Genomic DNA, 22,482 nt, shown 5'->3' on the forward strand with positions numbered 1-22,482 from the left:
CAATGCTATTGCAAACTTTCAAGACAATTTTCACAGATTCCTTTTGCAAAGAGTCTTATTTCATCTATTCTGAAATTGGTCTGCATATTTTCAGGGAATGAAATATCTTCTTTACAGGTGGTCTGCTTACATATTTTACAATAGAAATGAAGATGCCAGTCTTTATGGGTTTTCTCATCACAATCGTCATCACAGAGTTTATATTTTGTGGTCGTATTTTCCTGTATGCTGTGAACAATTCCTTTTTCTTCAAAGGTTTTCAATGTTCTGTATATTGTAATTCTGTCTGCATGCTCAAAATGATTTTCTATTTCAGACAAAGACATGGCAGCGTCTTGTGAACTTAAAAAATCATATACCAGAATCCTCATACTTGTAGGTTTGGTATTTTTATCAATGAGTTTACTTTCTATATCTTTTTTCATATTCAAACTTTTAAATTTTACAGATGTACTTCACTCTCTTCATATCCTTCTTCTTCAATCTGAAAAGTAGTATGGCTTATTTTAAAATTTTCTACGGTGGTATCTGTAAGGGTTTTTAATAATTGATTCTGAGAGGTTCCTGCATCTTTTACAATATGGGCGCTCATTGCATTTACACTTGAGGTGAGAGACCAGACGTGGAGATCATGAACGTTCTTTACTCCTTTTATCTGCTCCAGGGATTTACGAAGTTCATGAATATTTACATCATTCGGAGTTCCCTCCAGTAATACATTGATAGCTTCTTTCAGCAATCTCCATGTTCTCGGGAATATTAATAATCCTATTGCAGCAGAAATCAACGGGTCAGCGTAATACCAGCCTGTGGTGAGCATAATAACTCCGGCAATCATTACTCCCAGGGAAGTAAGCATATCGGAAAGTACTTCAAAATAAGCACCCTTCATATTCAGGCTTCCTTCTGAATCTTTTCTTAAAATCATCATTCCGCCAATATTCACCAGCAACCCTATTCCCGCAACGATTAACATTGATTTACTTTGTACTTCCGGTGGATTCTGAAATCTTTGGTATGCTTCAAACAATACATATATTGAAATGCCCAGCAATACAACGGCATTAATGACTGCTGCTAATATTTCCGTACGATAATAGCCATAGGTTCTGGACGGATCCGCTTTTTTCTCTCCTATTTTTATAGCTATAAATGCCAGTAATAATCCTACCACATCGGTAAGCATATGAGCGGCATCCGCCAACAGAGCAAGACTGTTGGTAAGAATTCCGCCTATAACCTCAGCAATGAGATAGGTTCCGCTAAGACAAAGCACGATCAACAGGCTTTTTTTGTGACGGCTTGCTGCTGAAGGAGTCTGTATTTGTGTTTTGGTTTCCATAATTTATGGTTTATTTACATTTCGTAATAGGATGTATTTTCTTTTTTTAAAGGAACGTTTTGTTCTCCGATCATTTGTCTGATATTGATCTCTATGGTTTGTGCCAAAGAGGTCACAGGAGTATCTACAGGTCTGTTTTCGAAAGGATCCTGCATAATGATAGATGTTTTTTCTATGGCAATGAATACAATCGGAATCAGGAAAGTAATAATGATCTCTATAACCAGTTGAGAATCGTCTAAACCAAACGGAAGTATCAACGCAAACACATAGATCAAAATATGTACTAAAATACTGTATGATCTTGGAAAAACTGTATTCTTTAATCTTTCACATTTTCCCATGCTGTCACACAGTCTTGTCATTATATCATTCAACTGCATCTGTTGGAAATCTGTAAGCCCTTTGGAAACTGCTATCTCTTTAATCTGTTTAGAATGATCATCCAGAAGAGCATTTGGAATATTGAAACCTTTGATTTGATGTGCATCCAGATATTGCTGAACTTTATCTGAAAACGGGAGTTTTCGCAGGGATTCTCCTAAAGCATAGGTCCATACAATCTGTCTTTCTGCAAAATCTCTGATGGTTTTATCATCCGCAGCAGGTAAAAACTGAATAATTAATCTTATAAATGTTCTGGAATCATTCACAATAGCTCCCCAAACGGTTCTTGCCTCCCACCATCTTTCATAAGACTGGGAGGTTCTGAAAGCTAATAACAACGATACCGCAGTTCCTAAGAGAGCCGGAATATTCAGTGGAAGTGAAATTTTCCTGAACCAGGGCATCATATCCAAAAGTCCTATGGCTATGGCAAATATCCCGACAAACAGAATTTGAGATTTTATTTCACGGATGAAATACCAGACTGATATTTTTTTGTTTAATAGCATAATGTTTCATGTATTAAATTGGATAAGATAATCTTTACTTTCCTTCAGTCAGTTTTTATGCTTAAGCTGTTCCGTAAACAGTTCTAATTTAAGCATAAAAATCGACATTTCCGATCCTGATCGTATTCATTAATGCTCGTGTTCTCCGGAATTCACCAGTTTAGCATTTACAAAAAAGGCTCCTTTTACCACAATTTTAGCATTATCAGGAATTTTTCCTACTGGTGTAATCGCTGTATATCCCATATCTGAAGTTCCTTTCACCACTTCTATTTTTTCAAAATTTAAAGTTTTAGGATGAGGTTTTCCGTTCTCTTCATGCTCTTCTTCCGGTTTTTTATCAGTCTGAATGAAGACATAGAATTTTCCATCGGCTTCTACAATAGCTTCGGTGGGAACTGCCGGAGTTGTACTTTTATCAAGGCTCACAATCCCGGTGATATTCATTCCGTCAATTAATCCTGATTTGTTTCCAATCACTTCGCAGTGCATTGAAATGGTTTTACTTTCATTTTCGAAAGAGGAACCGATGCTGTAAATTCTGGCATCATATTCAGTTTCCGGGTTATTGGTCAGTTTAAAATGAACAATTTGCCCGACTCTCATTTTTGGAAGATCTTTTTCAAATACTTCAAGGTCCAAATGAATGGAACCATTGTCTATAACCGTTGCTACAGGTGAAGAAATATCCACATAGCTTCCTATCTGCGCAGAAATACCGCTTATTGTTCCACTGATCGGAGCTGTAATCACCAATCCGGATCTCATATTTCCGTTATTTACACTTCCCGGGCTGATTCCCATCATCTGAAGCTGCTTGAGCAGAGAGGCTCTTTTTGTTCTTAAGGTTTTCAATTCTGCATCTGCACTCTGAAGGTTTTTCTTTGCTCCCGCATCATTATCAAAAAGTTCCCGCTGTCTTCTGAATTCCTGCTCGGCATAGGTAATTCTGCTGTTTGTCGTCAGATAATCTTCCTGAAGCTGAATATATTCGGGATTGGCAATGGTGGCAATTACCTGTCCTTTTTTCACAATGCTTCCCACCTGGATATTAATTGTCTTAATAATTCCGCCGTAGAGAGACGTGATAGTGGCTTTATTGCTATTGGGAACGCTCAGAAGACCGTTTGCCTTGATTGTTGAGGTAAGCTCTTTCATTTCCATTGATCCCAGGATAACCCCTACCGATTTCATCTGCTCTTCTGTAAGGGAAGCAATTGTTTGCGGTCCTTCTTCATGAGCATGCTCTTTCTGTTCTGTTTTTTCCGGAGTTTTTTCTTCAGGGGTTTCTTTTTTTCCACAGCTTATTGCGAAAAGAGAGATGAAAACAAGGGATATGATATTATATTTGAGTTTCATATTCGAATATTTATTTTTTATAAGGTCGTATGAAATAGAGGTCATATTATTTATTAATGATTGAATTGATGGTCACTACAGATTGATTCACCTGCTGAATAGATTCCAGATATTTTAACTGAATATTAGTTGCCATCTGTAGGGCAAAAAGATATTCCACATAAGAGATTTCTCCTGTTTTATATCCTAATTGAGCTGCTTTTACAATTTTTTCGGCGTTCGGCAGTGCTTGGCTGTTATAATAATCATATTGCTGTATATCCTGCTGATATTGGTTGAATGCGTTTTCCAGCTGAGCGGAAAGTTGTTTTTTCTGCATTCTTGCATTGGTTTCAGCCATCTGCTTTTCATATTCCAGCGCCTGAATTCTTGCTTTTGTCGCTCCAAACGTCAATGGAATGGCTACTCCAACGGTTGCTGACTGAAAGCGTTTCCCTGAATCATAAAAGTTCTCCTGACCATTGATGGTATGAAACCCGATCAACGACTGATTGGTATATCCAAGACTAAAATCCGGCAAGCCGGTAGCTTTTTCTACCTTCTTATTCTTTTCCGCAATTTCCATTTCATGATAGAATGCCTTTACGGTAGGGTTGTTTGCTACGACAGCACTATCCAATACATTTTCTGCTTTTAAAGGTTCGTAATCTTTTCTGAACGGTACTTCAAGATTTTCCGGAGTATTCAGAAGAGTTTTTAAATTTTTATAGGCATTATTTAAATACACTTCATTCTGCCTCAATAAGAGGTCAATTTCTCCTTTTTGAGTTTCGGCTGTATTAATTTCAATCTTTTTAATATCTCCGGCTTTAAATCTTACAGTCGCAATTCTGATGAATTCTTCATAAAAACCAGCCAGAGCAGTCAGCTTTTCTTTGTTATACTGAAGATATTCAATCTGATAATAATAGGTACGAACGTCTTTCACCAGTTCATTCACTGTGATTTCTTTTTCAATCTGTTTACTTTTAATGGTTTCATTAATAAGTTCTTTTCTCGCTTTAAACAAAGTAGGAAAGGGAATGCTTTGTGAAATGGCGAAAGACTGGTCAAATTTCGGACTGTTGTATTGCCCCAACTGTGCATCAAAGCTTAACTTAGGAAGTTCTTTTGCTGTTGGTCTGAGCGCTTCTGCCGATTTAATGCTTAAATCCTTTGATTGTAAGGTTAAATTATTCTTCATCGCCAGTTCTACTGCTTCATCTACAGATATCGGTCTGGACTGAGCTTTAAAGTTTTGTCCCAGCATCATTAATCCTAAAATAAGAACAATTGTAAATGACTGTGTGTGGTTATTTTTTCTTTTCAAAATCTTTGTGTTGAAAATGATGTAAAGCATTGGCAAAACAAACAGTGTAAGGAATGTAGCGGTTACCAAACCTCCAATTACGACTGTTGCCAAAGGTTTCTGTACTTCTGCGCCTGCTCCGGTAGAAATTGCCATTGGCAAGAACCCTAAAGAGGCTACGGTAGCGGTCATTAGAACAGGTCTCAATCTTGTTTTTGTTCCTTCGAAAACACGTTTTAAAATATCAGTCTCACCTTCTTTTTCCAATTGATTAAAAGTTCCAATCAACACAATCCCGTTAAGTACTGCAACCCCAAATAAGGCAATAAATCCGATTCCGGCGCTGATACTGAAAGGCATATCTCTTACAAGAAGGGCAAATACACCTCCTATCGCACTCATCGGAATCGCTGTAAAGATTAAAGCTGCCTGCTTGAATGATTTGAATGTAAAATACAAGAGCATAAAAATAAGCAGCAATGATACGGGAACCGCAATCATTAAACGTTTGCTGGCTTCCTGCAGGTTTTCAAACTGACCTCCGTAAGTAAAGTAGTAGCCGGACGGTAATTTTACTTTATCCAATTTTGTCTGAATATCTTTTACTACACTTTGTACATCACGGTCTTTAACGTTAAATCCAATAACAATTCTACGTTTTCCCTGCTCACGGCTGATCTGCGCGGGACCCAGTTTATAGCTCACATTAGCAACCTGAGACAACGGAATCTGAACTCCGGTACCGGAAGTGATCATTAAGTTATCAACATCTGAGATATCTGTTCTGTGAAGGCTGTCCAGACGTACTACCAAATCAAAACGTCTTTCATTTTCAAAAACCTGCCCTGCTGATTTTCCTGCAAAGGCAGTACTTACCGCATTGTTGACGTCTTCGATATTTAATCCATAATTGGCAATTCTTGTTCTGTCATACTGCACATTGATTTGCGGAAGCCCGCTTACTCTTTCAATCTGAGGAGCTGTAGCCCCATCCACAGTCTGAATAATCTTCCCGACTTTATCTGCATATACGGCTAATGAGTCCAGATTTTCTCCAAAGATCTTTACGGCAACATCCTGTCTGATCCCTGTCATCAACTCGTTAAAACGCATTTGTATAGGCTGATTTTTTTCAAAGAACACTCCAGGAATTGTTTCAAGCTTTTCACTGATCTCATCAGCCAGTTCTTCGTAAGATTTTTTAGTTTTCCATTCACTTTTAGGCTTTAATACAACAATCATATCTGTTGCTTCCGGCGGCATCGGGTCTGTGGGCACTTCTGCTGATCCGGTTTTCCCAACAACCATCTTCACCTCATCAAACTGTTTAATGATTCTGGATGCCTGCATAGAGGTTTCTATACTTTGGCTAAGTGAGCTTCCCTGTGGTAATATGCAGTGAAAGGCAAAGTCTCCTTCCTGCAATTGCGGAATAAACTCACCGCCCATATTTTTAAATATAAAGGCTGAAACTATAAAGACAACTGCCGTAGCTGAAACTATAATATATTTTACTTTAATAGCTTTCTGCAATAATGGCTGATAAACCTTTTGGAGGCGGTTCATCATTTTATTTGAGAATGTTTCTTTATGTGATATTTTTTTGGATAAAAACAATGCGCTCATCATCGGGATATATGTCAATGAAAGAATCAGAGCTCCCAAGATTGCAAATCCTACTGTTTTTGCCATTGGGGTAAACATTTTACCTTCTACTCCTGCCAATGTAAGAATCGGGATATATACAATGAGGATAATGATTTCTCCAAATGCTGCGCTGCTTCTGATCTTTGAAGCGGAAAGAAACACTTCTTCATCCATTTCAGACTGGGTAAGTGCCCGGGTGGTTTTTCTTAAGCCTAAATGATGTAAAGTTGCTTCTACAATAATAACGGCTCCGTCTACAATCAAGCCAAAGTCTATTGCTCCTAAGCTCATCAGATTGGCACTTACTCCAAAAACGTTCATCATTCCCAGTGCAAATAAGAGGGAAAGGGGAATTGCCGAAGCTACAATAAGCCCGGCTCTCAGGTTTCCAAGGAAGATTACCAAAACGAAGATTACGATCAAAGCTCCTTCAATCAAGTTCTTTTCAACGGTACTGATGGCTCTGTCTACAAGATCTGTTCTATCAAGAAAAGGTTCTATCACCACATCATCAGGAAGTGATTTCTGAATGGTCGGGATTTTTGCTTTGATATTATTTACGACTTCATTACTGTTTGCTCCTTTCAGCATCATCACAACTCCACCTACAGCATCCACCTTTCCGTCATAAGTTAATGCTCCGTAACGTACAGCACTTCCCAAACGAACATCTGCAACATCTTTTATAAAAATAGGGACACTTCCGGTTTCATTTTTAACGGCAATGTTTTTAATGTCTTCCAGAGATGTTACCAATCCTATCCCACGGATAAAATAGGCATTGGGTTTTTTATCAATATAAGCTCCTCCGGTGTTCTGATTATTTTTTTCAAGGGCTGTAAATATTTCGGTAATGCTGGCTCCCATTGCTTTCAGCCGGTTGGGATTAATGGCTACTTCATATTGTTTTAGTTCACCTCCGAAACTATTGATCTCAGCAACTCCCGGCGTTCCGTTAAGCTGTCTGCGGACGATCCAGTCCTGCATTGTTCTGAGTTCTTTGGCATTGTATTTCTTTTCACTGCCTTTCTTGGGGTGAAGAATATATTGATATACTTCTCCAAGACCTGTACTTACAGGAGCCAGCTCAGGAGTTCCGACACCTTTAGGGATTTCTTCAACAGCATTTTTTAGTTGTTCATTGATCAGCTGTCTGGCAAAATAGATGTCTACATTTTCTTTGAAAACTACAGTAATTACAGAAAGTCCGAATCTTGAAATACTTCTCGTTTCCTGAATATCCGGAACATTAGCAATACTTTGTTCTATGGGAAACGTCACTAATTGTTCAACTTCCTGCCCTGCCAATGTAGGGCATGCGGTAATGATCTGCACCTGATTGTTGGTAATATCGGGTACAGCATCTATAGGTAATTTTGTGGCACTCCATGTTCCCCAAATGATCAATAGCAAGGTCATAACACCAATGATCACCTTGTTTTTGATACTGAATTTTATGATTTTATCTAACACGATTTTTATTTAATTTATATTGAAAATAAATGCATACAGTATAAAATACTGCAGCAAAAATATCCTGAAAACCTCTGCAATGGTATTGCAAAGTTTCAAGTGTACTTAGAAAGCGTAACTTTCTAAAAATCAATAAAAATTAAATTTTAGGAGGTTGCCAGATAGGATCGTATACCTGATAGGCAAAGTCGTTTTTATGAAACAGAATCTTTTTTGAAAAGTAAGCAGGAATCTGCTCAGGAATCTCCAGTAAAGGATGCATCTTAAATGCTGATACCGTAATTTGGCAACAGCTGCATGCACACAATGGCGAACAGATATCACCTTTATCTGTTGAATGTGCCCCGTGAATATTTAATGAAATTTTCTGTCCCACAGGCTCTGAAGAAAGATGAGACACGTCTTCACATGGCATCAGTGATAACGCCACAAAATAAATTGCCAATATCCATCTTAAAAGGTTCATTGTGACAAAGGTAAAGATTTTTTATAAAATGGGGTGAACCCGAAGCTTAATACAGCTTTATTATCAATCTATATTTTCTTGTTATCAAAACAAATACCATTTTTTTTATCCTAGAATAATGTTCTTACCTTTGTAAAATCAAACAGGCTTATTACTCATACGAATTCTTAACCCTCATGAAATTATTCAATCAATTTATTATTTCCTTACTTCTATTATGTATTATTTCCTGTACAAAAAACGATAGGGATAAAGTAGAATTATCTTATTCGTTTGAGAAGAAAGAAAAGAAGATCAACCTGATGTTGCGTAATAATACCAATGAGAATTTCCTGGTCATTATCTCCAAAACATTGAACTTTGATGGAAAGCAATCGGGAAGTGAAAAACTTGAAGAGAATAAACCTGTGAATGCATATCTTATAAACCAAGAACAAACGGTTTTTTCTAAACAAATTGACTCAATTCACTCATTTTTAAGTCCAAGTGCTTCACCAAATGATATTAAAACATTATTTCCCACCGCGGTATTCGTCAAGAAAAAAAGTACAAAACAACTGGAATATAAGTTCAATAATCATTTTATTCTAACTAAGGAATACAAAACTTCTTTCGGTAAAATGAGAGATATTTTAAACACTCCATATAATTTAGAAATGGTACAAAACATGCTCGAATGCAGGCAAGACGGACAGTATAAAATTTATCTGGATGATTTTGTGATCAAGGATAGCATAAAGGTTAAATTTTAAAAGTAGATTAACGACTTAGATATTACTTTTTTTTCTTTATAAACTCTATAAACCTTCAGCATTTAAATGAAATCTTTTACTGTAAAAGCTCTTATTATCTGTTTTTGTTTCATCATATTTTCATGTGAGGAAAAGGAAACATTAAGCAATGACATTACCATTCTAACCACAGGCAGAAGTCTTTCTACGTCTAATGGAACTGATATTTATACATCGGATCTCCAGATCGAACCGGATACTTCTGATACCCTCAGATTTAAATTGACAGAAAATGATTGGGCTATTTTAAAAGAGAGCTTTGACAAGAATCAGATTTATCTTATCAATGACAATACAAAAATCGGAAAGAGAGTACATTCTATTTATATGCCTGATAGGATTAAAATTAAAACAAATAAAAGGCAGTTATCTGTAGAATACCGTTATTTCATTGGAGAAAGAGAAAAATTTGATAGTGTAAAAAGTATCAGTTTCAATAAGTTTATGAAGACTTTTGACTCTCTTGTCTATTACCGGTCTCGAGGTAAATAATTTTAAAACCCTTTTGTAAAAAAACAAAAACCACCGCAAAAGCGATGGTTAAAAAATCAAATCTAATTATGGACTATAGATTATAAATTCGGGTTATTCTCAAGTTCTTTTTGTGGAATACTGAATAAATAATACTTACTGTTCGGTACAAATTCACTCTTATCAGGGAAATTAAAGATTGAATGCCCTCTTCCGTCAACAGTTTTTACTGTTCCATTTGGAGTCGTAATCTGAACCTTAATCGGTTTTCCTGCTGAATCTACAAATGGTTTTCTTACCACTGATCCCTGTGTTCTGATAATATCTGAAAGAGAGAACCCTTCACCAAATAATTCTTTTCTTCTTTCAATCAGTATTTCATCTACTACAGCACTCTGAGCTAATGAACCAGTGTAAGTATTCGCAAGTCTTGCGGATTTCAATTGGTTTAAAACTGTTACAGCCTGAGTTACATTTCCGCTTCTTGCTTCCGCTTCCGCTTCGATAAGGTACATTTCAGCAGCTCTCATATAAACGATGTCTCCGATAAGGGTTGGTTTAAATTTAAATTTAGCATATTTTAGCAATCCTTCTCTTGCCGGAAGATTATCCCATGAGAACAACTGAGATCTGATATCGTTGGTATCAAACAAAGCTTTAAAGTATGGATCAGCCATAAAACTATAGTAGAAACTTCCTGATGAAGACACATCCAGATAGTGGAAAGCGTAACTTGCATCAGACTGCTCCTGAGTTTGAGCATGCCCCCAGATCCATTCTACATTGGTGATATCATTGAAGCCATCTTTATATTTTTCCGGTGCCATTAAAGGATATCCTTCCTTCGCAATTTTTGCTGAGGCTGCCGCTTTACTCCATTCTCCGGTATTCAGGTAAACTCTTGCCAGAATTCCGTTCACAACGTTTCTGTTGATCTTATCCTTATTATTTCTTGTGTAATCTTTCAACAAATTATCTGCATCTGTAAGATCACTTTTAATCAAAGTATAAATATCTTCAAGACTGGATTTGCTCTTTCCAACGGTATTGATCGTTGAAGGTTCTGTATAAATAGGAGCCGTTAATGCAGACTTATTTTTAAGATAGCTGAACTGATAAAAGCTTGCAATATTAAGATAACAGAAAGCACGCAATGCTTTTGCCTGACCTTTTACCTGATTCTTTTTTTCCTGGCTTCCTTCGGTCCCATCAATTTTTGCAATAACATTATTCATATTATTAATGGTGGAATAAAGCATAGACCAGATAAACAACGGGCGGCTAGCAGTTCTGTTTTCCATTTCTGAAAAAGTGTAAGTACTTGCAAACCCGTATTTATTAGTCAATACAGCCACATCACTTCCCATTGCATCACTTGCTCTCATGACAGTTGAAAAACCAATGTTTGCATATGTTGTCCCGTCATTATTGAATTTTGCCCAGGTTCCGTTGATAACGGTTTCAGCACTTTCTGCTGTTTTGAAAACCTCTGTACTGTTGGATTGATCTGTAGGTGCTGTATCCAGCTCGCTTTCACAGCTTGTGAATGACCATAATCCAACCAGAGCAAAAGATAAATATTTTAATTTTTTCATTGTTTCAATTTTAAAGATTAAAGAGTTGCCTGAAGACCAAAAGTGATTGTTCTCATTGCCGGATATCTGTAATATGTTGTACCATCCAAAGCCTGCTCAGGATCCATTCCTTTATGCTTATAGAAAGTCAGAAGGTTTTCTGCCTGTACATAAATCCTAAACTTTTTAAGCCCAATTTTCTCAAAATAATCTGATGGAAGCGTATATCCTAAGCTTACATTTTTAAGTCTCGCATACGTTCCTGAATATAAAAATCTTGAAGACGTTGAAGTCCAGTTATTCGTTGTTGTATTCAGAGCAGGAACATCCGTGTAACGATTTTCCGGAGTCCATCTGTTTAGCATTTCTGCACTCCATGAACGTCCTCCTGCACTACCACTATGCATGATGGAAGTATAATCTGTATCCAGAATCTTTCCACCGATCTTAAAGGTTAGTAATCCAGAAAAGTCAAAGTTTTTATAAGTAATACTTGTACTGATCCCTCCGGTAACTTTTGGCAAAGCTGATCCCTGTAATGTTTTCACGGCTTTACCATATTCTGAAGTTGTTCCTTCTACTGAGTTTCCGTTAGCATCCTGATAAATAGTTTTCCATAGTGGATTTCCATTAGTTGGATCTACCCCTACCCATTCAGGGATATAGAAATCATATACAGAACCTCCCACTCTTAATAGCTTAGTTGTTCCAGATACGATAGAACCTCCGGGCAGCTTGGTAATTGTATTATTCAGAGTACTTAAGTTCACATCTACGTTCCATTGGAAATTATCATTTCTGATAGGCGTTGTAAATAATGAAAACTCAAATCCTGTATTTTTAATTGTTCCGATATTCGCCGGAAAATCACTAATCCCTATAGACGGAGCTACAGGCATGTTAAATAAAAGATCCTGACTTTTTCTCTGGAAATATTCGATGTTACCTTTAATTCTGTTATTAAGAATTGCAAACTCAAGTCCTACATTCAGATTTAGATTGGTTTCCCACTTCAGGTTCTCAGTTCTTGCTTTCTCCAGTGTTGTTCCTGCTTCACCACCAAGGTTTAAGTTTCTATATAATTCCTGATAAGCATAGTAAAGAGGTGATCCGTTTGGTCTTAGCAATTTATCATTTCCTTGCCCTCCGTAACTTGCACGTAATGTTAAAAGATTGAAGAAATCAAGGTTTTTAATAAACTCTTCATTGGAAACCTTCCATGAACCTCCTACTGACCAGAATCTACCCCATCTGTTATCCGGAGAGAATCTTGAAGATGCGTCAGCTCTTCCTGAAGCTGAAATGAAATATTTATTAGCATAGTCATACTCCACTTTTCCAAGGAAACTCAGTAAACTCAACTTATCACTATTCCCGCTGAAACTTACCAATAAAGAAGCTGCATCCGGCTCATAGTAATAGGGAAGAGAGAAGTTATTTCTACTTCCGGAAATGGTCTGGTAATCATATTTATAAAATTCATGACCTGCTAAAACATTCACATGGTGCTTACCAAATTTTTTATCATAGGTCAGGATATTACTCGTAGTATAAGACAATGTTCTGGTATTGGATCTTGTCACTGAACCTCCAATTTCTGCTCCCTGCCCTAAAAGCGGATTAGAATATAAATGTCCGTTATAATTCACTAAATCCACAGAAAAGCTCGATCTGAATTTCAATTCCGGAAGGAATGTAAGTTCCATAAAACCTTTTCCTGAGAAGTTATCTTCCTTATTCTCATTTTTATCCAATGGTAAACTTGCCGCAGCATTCTGATTCTGAAGAGCTGCCGTAGGTCTGTACTTACCAAAATCGTAGATTTTGTTTCCCTCTTTATCCAACACATAAGAACCGTCATCGTTTCTTTCATAATAAGGATAGAAGGAAGGAATAGATCTCGCTGCATGGATAATATTACTCGCTTTAGAATCTGATGAAGGAGGTGCCTGCTGAATACTGTTGGTATAACTTAAGTTCACTCCAACATTCAACCAGCTTTTTACTTCAGAATTAATCTTTAATCTGGTATTATATCTTTTGAATCCGGATTCAATTGCCATTCCTTTATCATCCAGATATCCTAATGAAAAGAAATAATTACTTTTATCACTTCCACCACTAATATCAAGATCAACCTGATTTCTGGAAGCGATTCTCTGTAAAACATCTCTCCAGTCATCATTCCATAATGCTTTTGCACCCGGCAATAATTTTCCGTCCGGACCTACGGGCTTGGGATAATTAGCCCCATACGGATTAATTGATAAACCTGCAGGACCATAAATAAGATTATCTGAAGCCATCTGACCAGCCTGTTGTGCAGAAATTTGCTTAGACTGATATCCATTTCTCATCGCTTCCCAATACAATTGGAAGTATTGATCTGTATTTACTTGTTCGTAGTCTTTTACTGCCCTGCTTGAAAATCCCTGGCTTATGTTGAAATTTACTTTAGCCTCACCTTTTTTCCCGGATTTTGTTGTAATGATGATAATCCCATTGGCACCTCTTGATCCATATAATGCACTAGCCGTAGCATCTTTTAGTACACTGATAGACTCAATATCACTAGGGCTTATTGCATTTAAGTTCCCATCAAAAGGAATTCCGTCTACAACATATAAAGGATCACTTGAAGCACTTACAGAACCAATTCCTCTGATTCGGATGGTAGAAACAGCTCCCGGTTGTCCTGAAGCACCTGTAATTTGTACCCCTGGCACCTGTCCGTCCAATGCTTTTGTAATATTGGTTACCGGTCTGTTATTGATTTTATCGCTTGAGATAGTAGCTACTGAACCTGTATAGCTATTTCGCTTAGCTTTACCATAAGCAACCACTACTACTTCATCAATCTCTTTTTCTTTAAGGGTATCTTTTTTCGGCTTGGAGTTTTGCCCGCTTACGCTTACAATTCCTAAGAAAAACGCTGCCACAGGGGGAATCCAAACTTTAGAATTAATTAGTTTTTTATTAATCATAATCAATTTTGTTTATCATATATTAAAATTTTACCCTTTGCAGAAAAGTCAGCAAAGGGCATCGATTAATACGATAAACCAAACGCTTATTTTTCCTTTAAAGGCTGAATGTAACACCTTGCGCGTAGCAGGTTGTTAAGATTTCGCAGGGTCAGTTCCCTCCATCTTTCTTTATAAGCCGATCGAAATATGATTGCAAAGCTATAAACTTTTAGTCTACAAAACAAGTAGACTTATTTGTTTTTCATGATAAATTTTCAAAAATTAACATAAGATTATATTAAAACCCATCAAAATAAGGACTTACACAAATTATCACTTTCACAAACATGACAAATATCATTATTAATAATTCAATGAAACAAATGAGATACTAGGTAAATATTTTTAACATTTAATTGAAAAAACTTTTTAATTTTATAGAATGAAAGTTTTGATTATAAATGGTCCCAACCTTAACCTGTTAGGAACCCGAGAACCCGAAATCTATGGAACAGTTTCTATGGAAACTTATTTGGAAAATTTAAAATCCGAATTTACATCTCACCAACTTCAATATTATCAATCAAATATTGAAGGAGAAATCATCAACAGACTTCAGGAAGATGATTTTGATGCTGTCGTGATTAATCCCGGAGCTTTCACGCACTATTCTTATGCAATTGCAGATTGCTTAAAAAATATCAGAAAACCAAAGGTTGAGGTTCACATCAGTAATATTTATAAGAGAGAAGAATTCAGACAAAAGTCTGTAACCGCTGCTAATACTGATGCGGTTTTATCAGGATTTGGAATGGATGGATACAGATTAGCTATCCTTAGTTTAAAGTAAATCAATGATAAATCACCTGATTTATACTGTATGTAATATTTAGCTCGCAAATTGAGCAGATTAGGCAGATCTTAATTGTATAAGTTTATATATTCACCCCAGAGCCATCTGCGAAATCTGCCTTATCTGCGAGAGATAAAAATAAAAAAGCCTCATCAATGATGAGGCTTTTCTGTATTATAAATAATCTGATTAGATCGTTTGTTCCTGTAATTGAGGTCCTGAAGGGATCAATCTCTTACCTTCTTCAGTATCACAATACTGCTCGAAGTTTTTGATATATCTTGAAGCAAGATCTTTTGCTTTTTCTTCCCATTCTGAAGCATTTTCATAAGTATCTCTAGGATCAAGGATTCCTGTAGATACATTTGGAAGCTCAGTAGGAATCTCAAGGTTCATGATTGGAACCTGAGTTTTAGGAGCATTATCGATAGAACCGTCAATGATTGCATCAATGATCGCTCTTGTATCTTTTAGAGAAATTCTCTTACCAGTACCATTCCAACCAGTGTTTACCAAATAAGCTTTAGCTCCGTGTTCTTTCATTTTTCCGATCAATGTTTTAGAATACATTGTTGGGTGTAATGTAAGGAACGCTTCACCGAACGCCGGAGAGAAAGATGGCTGAGGCTCAGTAATTCCTCTTTCAGTTCCTGCTAATTTAGAAGTATAACCGCAAAGGAAGTGGTATTGTGCCTGATCTTCATTCAGGATAGAAACCGGAGGAAGTACTCCGAATGCATCTGCTGAAAGGTAAACGATCTTTTTAGCATGACCAGCCTTAGATGGTAATACAATTTTGTTGATATGATAGATTGGATAAGAAACTCTTGTGTTTTCAGTGATAGATCCGTCTGTATAATCTGCTACTCCATTGTTAATTACAACGTTTTCAAGAAGTGCATCTCTCTTGATCGCTCTGAAGATATCTGGTTCTTTTTCTTCTGATAAGTCAATTACTTTAGCGTAGCATCCACCTTCGTAGTTGAATACTCCGTTGTTATCCCAACCGTGCTCGTCATCACCGATAAGATATCTTTTTGGATCTGCTGATAAAGTAGTTTTTCCTGTTCCTGAAAGACCGAAGAATAAAGCAACATCTCCTTTTTCACCTACGTTTGCAGAACAGTGCATAGAAGCCATACCTTTTAACGGAAGGTAATAGTTCATCATTGCAAACATTCCTTTCTTCATCTCACCTCCGTACCAAGTACCTCCGATAATCTGTAGCTTTTCAGTAAGGTTGAACATTACAAAGTTTTCAGAATTTAATCCTTGAGCTTCCCAGTTAGGGTTCGTTGTTTTAGAACCGTTGATTACAGTGAAATCTGGTTCTCCAAAGTTTTCAAGCTCATAGTGAGAAGGGCGGATGAACATGTTTGTAACAAAATGTGCCTGCCATGCTACTTCCATGATAAATCTTACCTTAAGTCTAGTATCTGCATTGGTTCCACAAAAAGCATCTACTACATAAATTTTCTTAGCTCCTGAAAGCTGATTCATCACTAGTTCTTTACAAGACCCGAAAATTTCCGACGTTGTAGGTAAGTTTACTTTACCATCCCAGAAAATTGTATCTCTTGTAACATCATCCTGAACAATATATCTGTCTTTAGGTGAACGACCTGTGAAAATTCCTGTTTTTACTGATACCGCGCCCGATTCCGTAAGTTCCGCTTTCTCAAACCCCTGATTTTCAGGAGAAACTTCAGCCTGATATAATTCTTCGTAAGAAGGATTATACACTACTTCATAGTTTCCTTTAATCCCTAATTTCTCTAAATCCTGGATGATTTTAGTGTTTTTCATTTTACTTATATTTTCTATTTCTTTATTGACTTCAACAAAAATAATATTAATTATTTGTTAAAGGTGGTTTAAATATACTGATATAAGTCAGAATGACAAATAAAAAAACAGGATTGTAAAATATTGATTATAAATCAATTATATTTGACCATTCAAAAACGGTAGTAAAACCTTTCTCCCAAAAATAGTCTTTATAGTCCCCAAATTTGGCACTCATTACAAAATCTCCGCCCCAGGCACCCAAACTTTTCACAAAAGAAGGACAATCTGAGAATAACTTTTCCTTAACTGTAGGAATTTCAATAAAATCTGAAATTTTACGTTCATGAATCATCATTAATTCGGAAAAATTTTCTAATTCATTGCATAATAAAATCTTCTTTGTGATATCTGAAAATTCATTGATCAATTCCGGAGATTTACTTTTTGACTTGTAGAGATTAATACCTTCACGGCTATCCTGCTTCTGATTTAAATGGATAAAAATTAATTCATTTTTAAACGAAGGGTTAAAATTTACCTTCTCGAATTTAATCTCAGGTTTACTTTGAAACAGAACTGCAGATTTTTCTTTGGCAACAGCAATATCATATCCGCTTCCTCCTAAACTAATCGTATTTAGGTAAAAAGGGTCAATTTCTGCCCATTCTGCAAGGTTGTTCATCAATGTAGAACTGCTTCCAAGCCCGAAATCTGCGGGAAACTGAAGATTTGTTTTTAAATGATACGTAAAATCACTCTTGAATTTAGTGGTAGAAAGCTGCTGAACGTTCTTTAATGTTTTTAGAATAAATTCAGCGCTTGAAGGAATATTGGCTTCCAGAATCTGCCAGTTTTTATAATCAATGACAGCTTTTAGCCAAGGTTTGTCTTGATGGAGTGCTTCCCAATGAATTAAAGACTGATGATCATCCTTTTCTTCAAAGAAAAACTCTTGTCCCAGCTTGGTAGGTACCGCTAAGACAAGAGCTCCATCTATTGCGAAATATTCTGAAGTAAGCATAAGCTTGCCCGGTGAAAATATCGCGTTCATATTTTTTATTAATTAGATTGCAGAAGTAGCATCTACTGATCCGTCAATTTTTTTGATTAATCCCTGAAGGGTTTTTCCTGGTCCCACTTCCACGAAATTGGAAGCTCCGTCTTTAATCATATTTTGTACAGACTGTGTCCATTTTACAGGACCTGTAAGCTGAGCGATCAGGTTTTGTTTGATCTCATCAGGGTTAGTTACAGCTGTCGTCGTGATATTCTGGTATACAGGGATGGTAGCTTTTCTGAATTTTGTTTTTTCAATAGCTGCGGCTAATCTTTCTTGTGCCGGCTGCATCAAAGGTGAATGGAAAGCTCCGTTTACCGGTAACAATAAAGCTCTTTTTGCACCTGCTTCTTTTAGTTTAGCACAAGCTTCTTCTACTGCAGGAGTTTCACCTGAAATTACCAATTGCCCCGGGCAGTTATAGTTTGCCGGAACGACTACTCCACTGATCTGAGCACAGATTTCTTCAACTTTAGCATCTTCTAATCCTAAGATTGCTGCCATAGAACTTGGATTCGCATCACAAGCATCCTGCATTGCCTTAGCTCTTTCTGATACTAATTTCAAACCATCATCAAAAGATAAAACGCCGTTTGCTACCAATGCAGAGAACTCTCCTAAAGAATGTCCTGCTACCATCTCAGCTCCAAGCCCGTTTACTGCTTTTAATGCTGCTACTGAATGTATAAAAATTGAAGGCTGGGTAACCTCTGTTTTCTTAAGATCCGCATCTGTTCCGTTAAACATAATGGAAAGAATATCGAAACCTAAAATTTCATTGGCAGATTCCATCAGATCTTTAATATCTTTTCTAGAATCATACAATTCTTTTCCCATTCCTACGAACTGAGACCCCTGCCCTGGAAATACAAGTGCTTTCATGTATTGAATTAAATATTATGCAAATATAATTATAATGTTAATAATATTCTGTGTAAGAGTTATAAATCATTAAGGAACTAATCTAATCACTCTGTAACCTGTGTTTACATAAGCTCCGTTCGCTTTGGATTTTACGAACTCAAATTTTGTAGCAAGCTGCGTTTGAACCTTGTTCATTTGCTTAAAGATTTCTCCTTTTTTATTTTCTCTTGTCAACATATCATTAACGACGTCAAAACCTACGATAGCGTATTTTGGAGGTGTTTTGCAGTATTTGTTTTTATAAGCTGCAAGAATCTCTTTTTCAAAATTACCATCCGTATTAATCTTTCTGTCCATTAGATATACTAAGCTAGCCTGGCTCAATTCATCTACCTTCTTTTCAAAAGTCGGAGAATAGAACATACTGAATGCTTTCACCCCCTGCACTTCTTTAGAAAGAGCGATTACTTTGGTAGCAAAAGCATCTCCCATATCGTCATTAGCTAAAATTGCAATAACCGGAGCAGATTGTCCTGTCATCATATTTTGATCTAACTGGATTTCTGAAGGTGAATTTACGATAACGATATTAGGATTTTTAACAGCTTTTTCAAGTCCAGATTTAATGTAGTTTGCATTTTCCTTTTTAGAATCTGCCACTACATATATCTTCTGATCTGAATATACTGCTTTTACTTCTTCTACAATTTTATCTGCATAGGTTTGACTGTTCGTTTCCACGATAATCAAATTGCTATAGTTGTACAATTCCGGTGTGTTGGCAAATGGTGCTACTACAGGAATTTTTTGATTTTTAGTGAAATCTAAAACGTCAATTACGTTAGACTTAAAGAACGGACCAATAATAAGGTCTGTATTTTCAGGATTGATCTGCGTCAAAGAATTTTTGAAAGAAGCTTCATTTCCTGAATCTACTACTTTAATATCCAGCTTCTGCCCGCCTCTTGCATTTCTTTCGATGGCAAGTTTAGCACCTGTCAAGAAATCAAGAGCCATTGTTCTGTATTGTGTTTCATTGGTACTGTATCCGAAAGGAAGCATCAAAACAACACTTAGAGCGTCTCCGTTTTTCTTAACATAAGCAGGATCCTGCTTTTTGATTTTTAAAACCATTCCGGCTTTTAATCCTTTTGAAAGATCAGGATTAAGAGCAATTAATTCGTCGATACTTACTCCAAATTTATTTACAATAGAGAATACGGTGTCTCCTTGCTGAACAGTATAGGTTACGTAATCATCTCCTACAACCACATTATTGGAAGCTGTTGTAGACTTTTCGGTCCCTGAATCCATTTTTTCTTTTGGATTAGCAGTTTCAACAACAGTATTATCGTTATTTGTTCTTTTTATTCTGATGGTATCACCAGGCTTTAATCCTTTTTCTTCCAATCCTGGATTTAAAGCATAAAGATCCTGTTGGCTGATACCAAACTGTTTTGTAATTCTGTAATAATTATCTTTAGCCTGAATCACATAAGCTTCTCCTTCTACAGTTGGTGTAGCTGTTTCTACTTTTTCAGCAGGAGTTTCTACATGTTTAGGAGGAGCAACTACCGTTTGCTGATCACCATATTTTTTGATGCTAGCAAGAGGTAATGTAATTTCGTCACCGATTTTCATGTGAGAATCCAATTCAGGATTCAGTTTTCTTAAATCAGTTTCGGAGATTCGGTATTGTTTTGTAATTCCGTAAATTGTTTGTTTTGGCTGTAAAACGACCTTACCTACAGCAACGCCACCAGCAGCATTTACTTTTTCAGTCACGGCAGTTTTTGTTACAACCGGAGTTACTGCTTTCTCTGATTTTATAGTTAAAACATCTCCGATAGCCAATTTACCATCTTTGTGCTTTGGGTTTAGCTTCAGCAATTCATCTACAGTCATTCCATACTTTTTTGCAATGTTGTAAGGGTTATCACCTTGTACAACCGTATGTGACTTCTGGGCTGAAACTCCCAAAACCATACATAAACTGGATAGAATAAAAAACCTCTTTATCATATTCGATAATTATAATTTACAAAAATACTTCTTTAAAATTAAATGGCAACAATTATTAATTTGGAATCTTGAACCACCATCTCTTCCAAACAATTTTCAAGCCATGAATAGCCATAATCTGAAAAGAATACACTAAAGTTATATACTCTTTCCTGCCATGTTTTGGAAGGGTGAACGTCCATGAACAGATTTTCAAGTCTTTCCAGTAATTCACTCTGCTTTATTTTTTCTGCATGAAGCAAACGTTTTTTCATTCTTTTAAATGATTTCAACTGTCTTACTTCTTCTGCTTTCACCATATTCCCAAAAGATTTTTCGGTATTTTCGGCAGTGAGTTTTAATTGATTGAAATTATTGACAAGGAGCTCTTCTTTCTCTTCCAGCAATTTTAAAATCGTATTATCTTTTAAAATTTTTTGGTTGGTAATAGCGGTAAAGTTTTGAAAGAAATCTTCTATTTTAAGATTCAGCTTTTCAATTTTACCTAATGTTTTTTCTTTAAGGAAAAGCATTGAGTTCCTTGGAATCAAAATCGGGAAAGGAATATTCACTGTTGAAAAATAGTCCTTCAGCTCCAGCCAATACATGATTTCTGCATTTCCTCCAATATAAGCAAGATTGGGTAGTACTTTTTCCTGATATACAGGACGCATCAATGCATTGGGGCTGAATCTCTCAGGATGATTTTCCAGTTCTATGAGAATTTCTTCTTCTGTAAACTGAATATCTGTGTCTACAACAATATATTTCTCCCCGTTAAAATCAATTCTGTCTCTCGTTTCTGAAAGATAGAAAAGATTAATTTCTCGTGGGTTTACCTGAACCTTTCCATATTTTTCAGTCAGGAAATCCACTTTATCTTTTGATGCTTTTTGTAAACTAAAATGAAGTAATTCATCTTTGAAAACATCTTTAATCTGTTCTTTAAGTTCTCTTGAATCTCCGTCGAGGATCAGAAGTCCGAATTCAGAAAAAATACGGTTCACCAGAATTTGAATAGCCTGAGTTAAAGTATTTCCGACTTTATAGGCTTCCTTCAACATTAAAATCAATTCTGTCCCAAAGATTGAATCTCTAAACTCTTTTTCAAACTCAGAGATAAAATAGGTATCATTAATTTCAATTCTGCCTACGGGACCTCCAGACTTTTCATTGGTTTCGTAATAATTATTCTCTGTCTTAAAATGATTAATCTCTACAAAATCATGATCTTCTGAAGCCATCCAATATACAGGAACAAAATTGAAATCCGGAAAGTTCTCTTTCAGATAGGTACATGTCTTAATAGTCTGTAATATTTTATAGACAAAGAAAACAGGTCCTGAAAACAAATTCAGCTGATGCCCTGTTGTGATCGTGAATGTATTGTTCAACTTTAGATTTTTCAGATTTTCTTCTTGTTTGGAAGAAAGGGAAAGACCTGAAAGTTGCTTTTCAAATGCTTCTGATAAAATATTTCTCTGTTCTTTTGAAAAGGTATCTTTTTTCAGATGAATCTGTTCGTTAAAATGATCTAAGGAAAATGTTTTATTTTCAAAACCTTCAATCTTTTGATTCAAAAAATCTTTAACCAATTGAGGCATGCTTTCTATATCGTTAAATGATATTTTATTAATTGTTTTCAA

At 36.2% G+C, this 22,482-nt stretch carries 16 protein-coding genes and 1 riboswitch; of the genes, 3 read left to right on the forward strand and 13 right to left on the reverse strand.

Annotated elements, in window-relative coordinates:
• Positions 1 to 5 precede the first annotated feature (5 nt).
• From AC5YGG_RS00750 to AC5YGG_RS00775, 6 genes are all read right to left on the reverse strand, one after another.
• The gene (locus tag AC5YGG_RS00750) at positions 6 to 425 is read right to left on the reverse strand and encodes a Fur family transcriptional regulator (RefSeq protein WP_496142510.1); all 420 of its coding nucleotides are present in this window, start codon (positions 423 to 425) and stop codon (positions 6 to 8) included.
• A gap of 17 nt (positions 426 to 442) precedes the next feature.
• Positions 443 to 1,342 carry a cation diffusion facilitator family transporter gene (locus AC5YGG_RS00755; protein ID WP_496142511.1) on the reverse strand — a complete coding sequence of 300 codons (900 nt, stop codon included), beginning with the start codon at positions 1,340 to 1,342 and terminating at the stop codon, positions 443 to 445.
• Between the two features lie 14 nt (positions 1,343 to 1,356).
• The gene (locus tag AC5YGG_RS00760) at positions 1,357 to 2,238 is read right to left on the reverse strand and encodes a bestrophin family protein (RefSeq protein ID WP_496142512.1); all 882 of its coding nucleotides are present in this window, start codon (positions 2,236 to 2,238) and stop codon (positions 1,357 to 1,359) included.
• 129 nt (positions 2,239 to 2,367) lie between these two features.
• Positions 2,368 to 3,597, reverse strand: a complete 1,230-nt coding sequence (locus tag AC5YGG_RS00765; RefSeq protein WP_496142513.1) for an efflux RND transporter periplasmic adaptor subunit — start codon at positions 3,595 to 3,597, stop codon at positions 2,368 to 2,370.
• A 46-nt stretch (positions 3,598 to 3,643) separates the two neighbouring features.
• A complete protein-coding gene (locus AC5YGG_RS00770; RefSeq protein ID WP_496142514.1) occupies positions 3,644 to 8,005 on the reverse strand; it encodes a CusA/CzcA family heavy metal efflux RND transporter in 4,362 nt (1,453 codons plus the stop codon).
• A 139-nt stretch (positions 8,006 to 8,144) separates the two neighbouring features.
• Positions 8,145 to 8,471, reverse strand: a complete 327-nt coding sequence (locus AC5YGG_RS00775; protein ID WP_496142515.1) for a DUF6660 family protein — start codon at positions 8,469 to 8,471, stop codon at positions 8,145 to 8,147.
• Positions 8,472 to 8,647: 176 nt separating this feature from the next.
• Here AC5YGG_RS00775 and AC5YGG_RS00780 point away from each other — a divergent pair, with 176 nt between their 5' ends.
• Both AC5YGG_RS00780 and AC5YGG_RS00785 read left to right on the forward strand, forming a co-directional pair.
• Positions 8,648 to 9,223, forward strand: a complete 576-nt coding sequence (locus AC5YGG_RS00780) for a hypothetical protein (protein ID WP_496142516.1) — start codon at positions 8,648 to 8,650, stop codon at positions 9,221 to 9,223.
• Between the two features lie 66 nt (positions 9,224 to 9,289).
• On the forward strand, positions 9,290 to 9,754 hold the full coding sequence (locus AC5YGG_RS00785) for a hypothetical protein (protein WP_496142517.1): 465 nt from the start codon (positions 9,290 to 9,292) through the stop codon (positions 9,752 to 9,754).
• An 80-nt stretch (positions 9,755 to 9,834) separates the two neighbouring features.
• Here the strand turns inward: AC5YGG_RS00785 and AC5YGG_RS00790 are convergent, their stop codons facing one another.
• Both AC5YGG_RS00790 and AC5YGG_RS00795 read right to left on the reverse strand, forming a co-directional pair.
• Positions 9,835 to 11,328: a RagB/SusD family nutrient uptake outer membrane protein gene (locus AC5YGG_RS00790; protein WP_496142518.1), complete on the reverse strand. Its 1,494-nt coding sequence runs from the start codon at positions 11,326 to 11,328 to the stop codon at positions 9,835 to 9,837.
• A 17-nt stretch (positions 11,329 to 11,345) separates the two neighbouring features.
• A complete protein-coding gene (locus AC5YGG_RS00795) occupies positions 11,346 to 14,291 on the reverse strand; it encodes a SusC/RagA family TonB-linked outer membrane protein (protein ID WP_496142519.1) in 2,946 nt (981 codons plus the stop codon).
• Between the two features lie 83 nt (positions 14,292 to 14,374).
• Positions 14,375 to 14,471, reverse strand: a riboswitch (SAM riboswitch).
• Positions 14,472 to 14,715: 244 nt separating this feature from the next.
• Here AC5YGG_RS00795 and AC5YGG_RS00800 point away from each other — a divergent pair.
• Complete coding sequence (locus AC5YGG_RS00800; RefSeq protein WP_496142520.1) at positions 14,716 to 15,123, forward strand: type II 3-dehydroquinate dehydratase; 408 nt, start codon at positions 14,716 to 14,718, stop codon at positions 15,121 to 15,123.
• A gap of 192 nt (positions 15,124 to 15,315) precedes the next feature.
• Here AC5YGG_RS00800 and pckA read toward each other — a convergent pair whose 3' ends face one another.
• The 5 genes from pckA to bshC form a co-directional block, all read right to left on the reverse strand.
• Positions 15,316 to 16,932, reverse strand: coding sequence for a phosphoenolpyruvate carboxykinase (ATP) (pckA, locus tag AC5YGG_RS00805; protein ID WP_496142521.1), 1,617 nt, complete (start codon positions 16,930 to 16,932; stop codon positions 15,316 to 15,318).
• A 127-nt stretch (positions 16,933 to 17,059) separates the two neighbouring features.
• Positions 17,060 to 17,965, reverse strand: a complete 906-nt coding sequence (locus AC5YGG_RS00810) for a GYDIA family GHMP kinase (protein ID WP_496142522.1) — start codon at positions 17,963 to 17,965, stop codon at positions 17,060 to 17,062.
• A gap of 12 nt (positions 17,966 to 17,977) precedes the next feature.
• A complete protein-coding gene (gene fabD, locus AC5YGG_RS00815; protein WP_065395852.1) occupies positions 17,978 to 18,853 on the reverse strand; it encodes an ACP S-malonyltransferase in 876 nt (291 codons plus the stop codon).
• Between the two features lie 69 nt (positions 18,854 to 18,922).
• Entirely contained in the window at positions 18,923 to 20,857 is a 1,935-nt protein-coding gene (locus AC5YGG_RS00820) for an amino acid ABC transporter substrate-binding protein (protein ID WP_496142523.1), read from the reverse strand.
• A gap of 38 nt (positions 20,858 to 20,895) precedes the next feature.
• Positions 20,896 to 22,482, reverse strand: coding sequence for a bacillithiol biosynthesis cysteine-adding enzyme BshC (gene bshC / locus AC5YGG_RS00825; protein ID WP_496142524.1), 1,587 nt, complete (start codon positions 22,480 to 22,482; stop codon positions 20,896 to 20,898).

The sequence above is a fragment of the Chryseobacterium sp. CS2K3 genome (assembly GCF_059515185.1).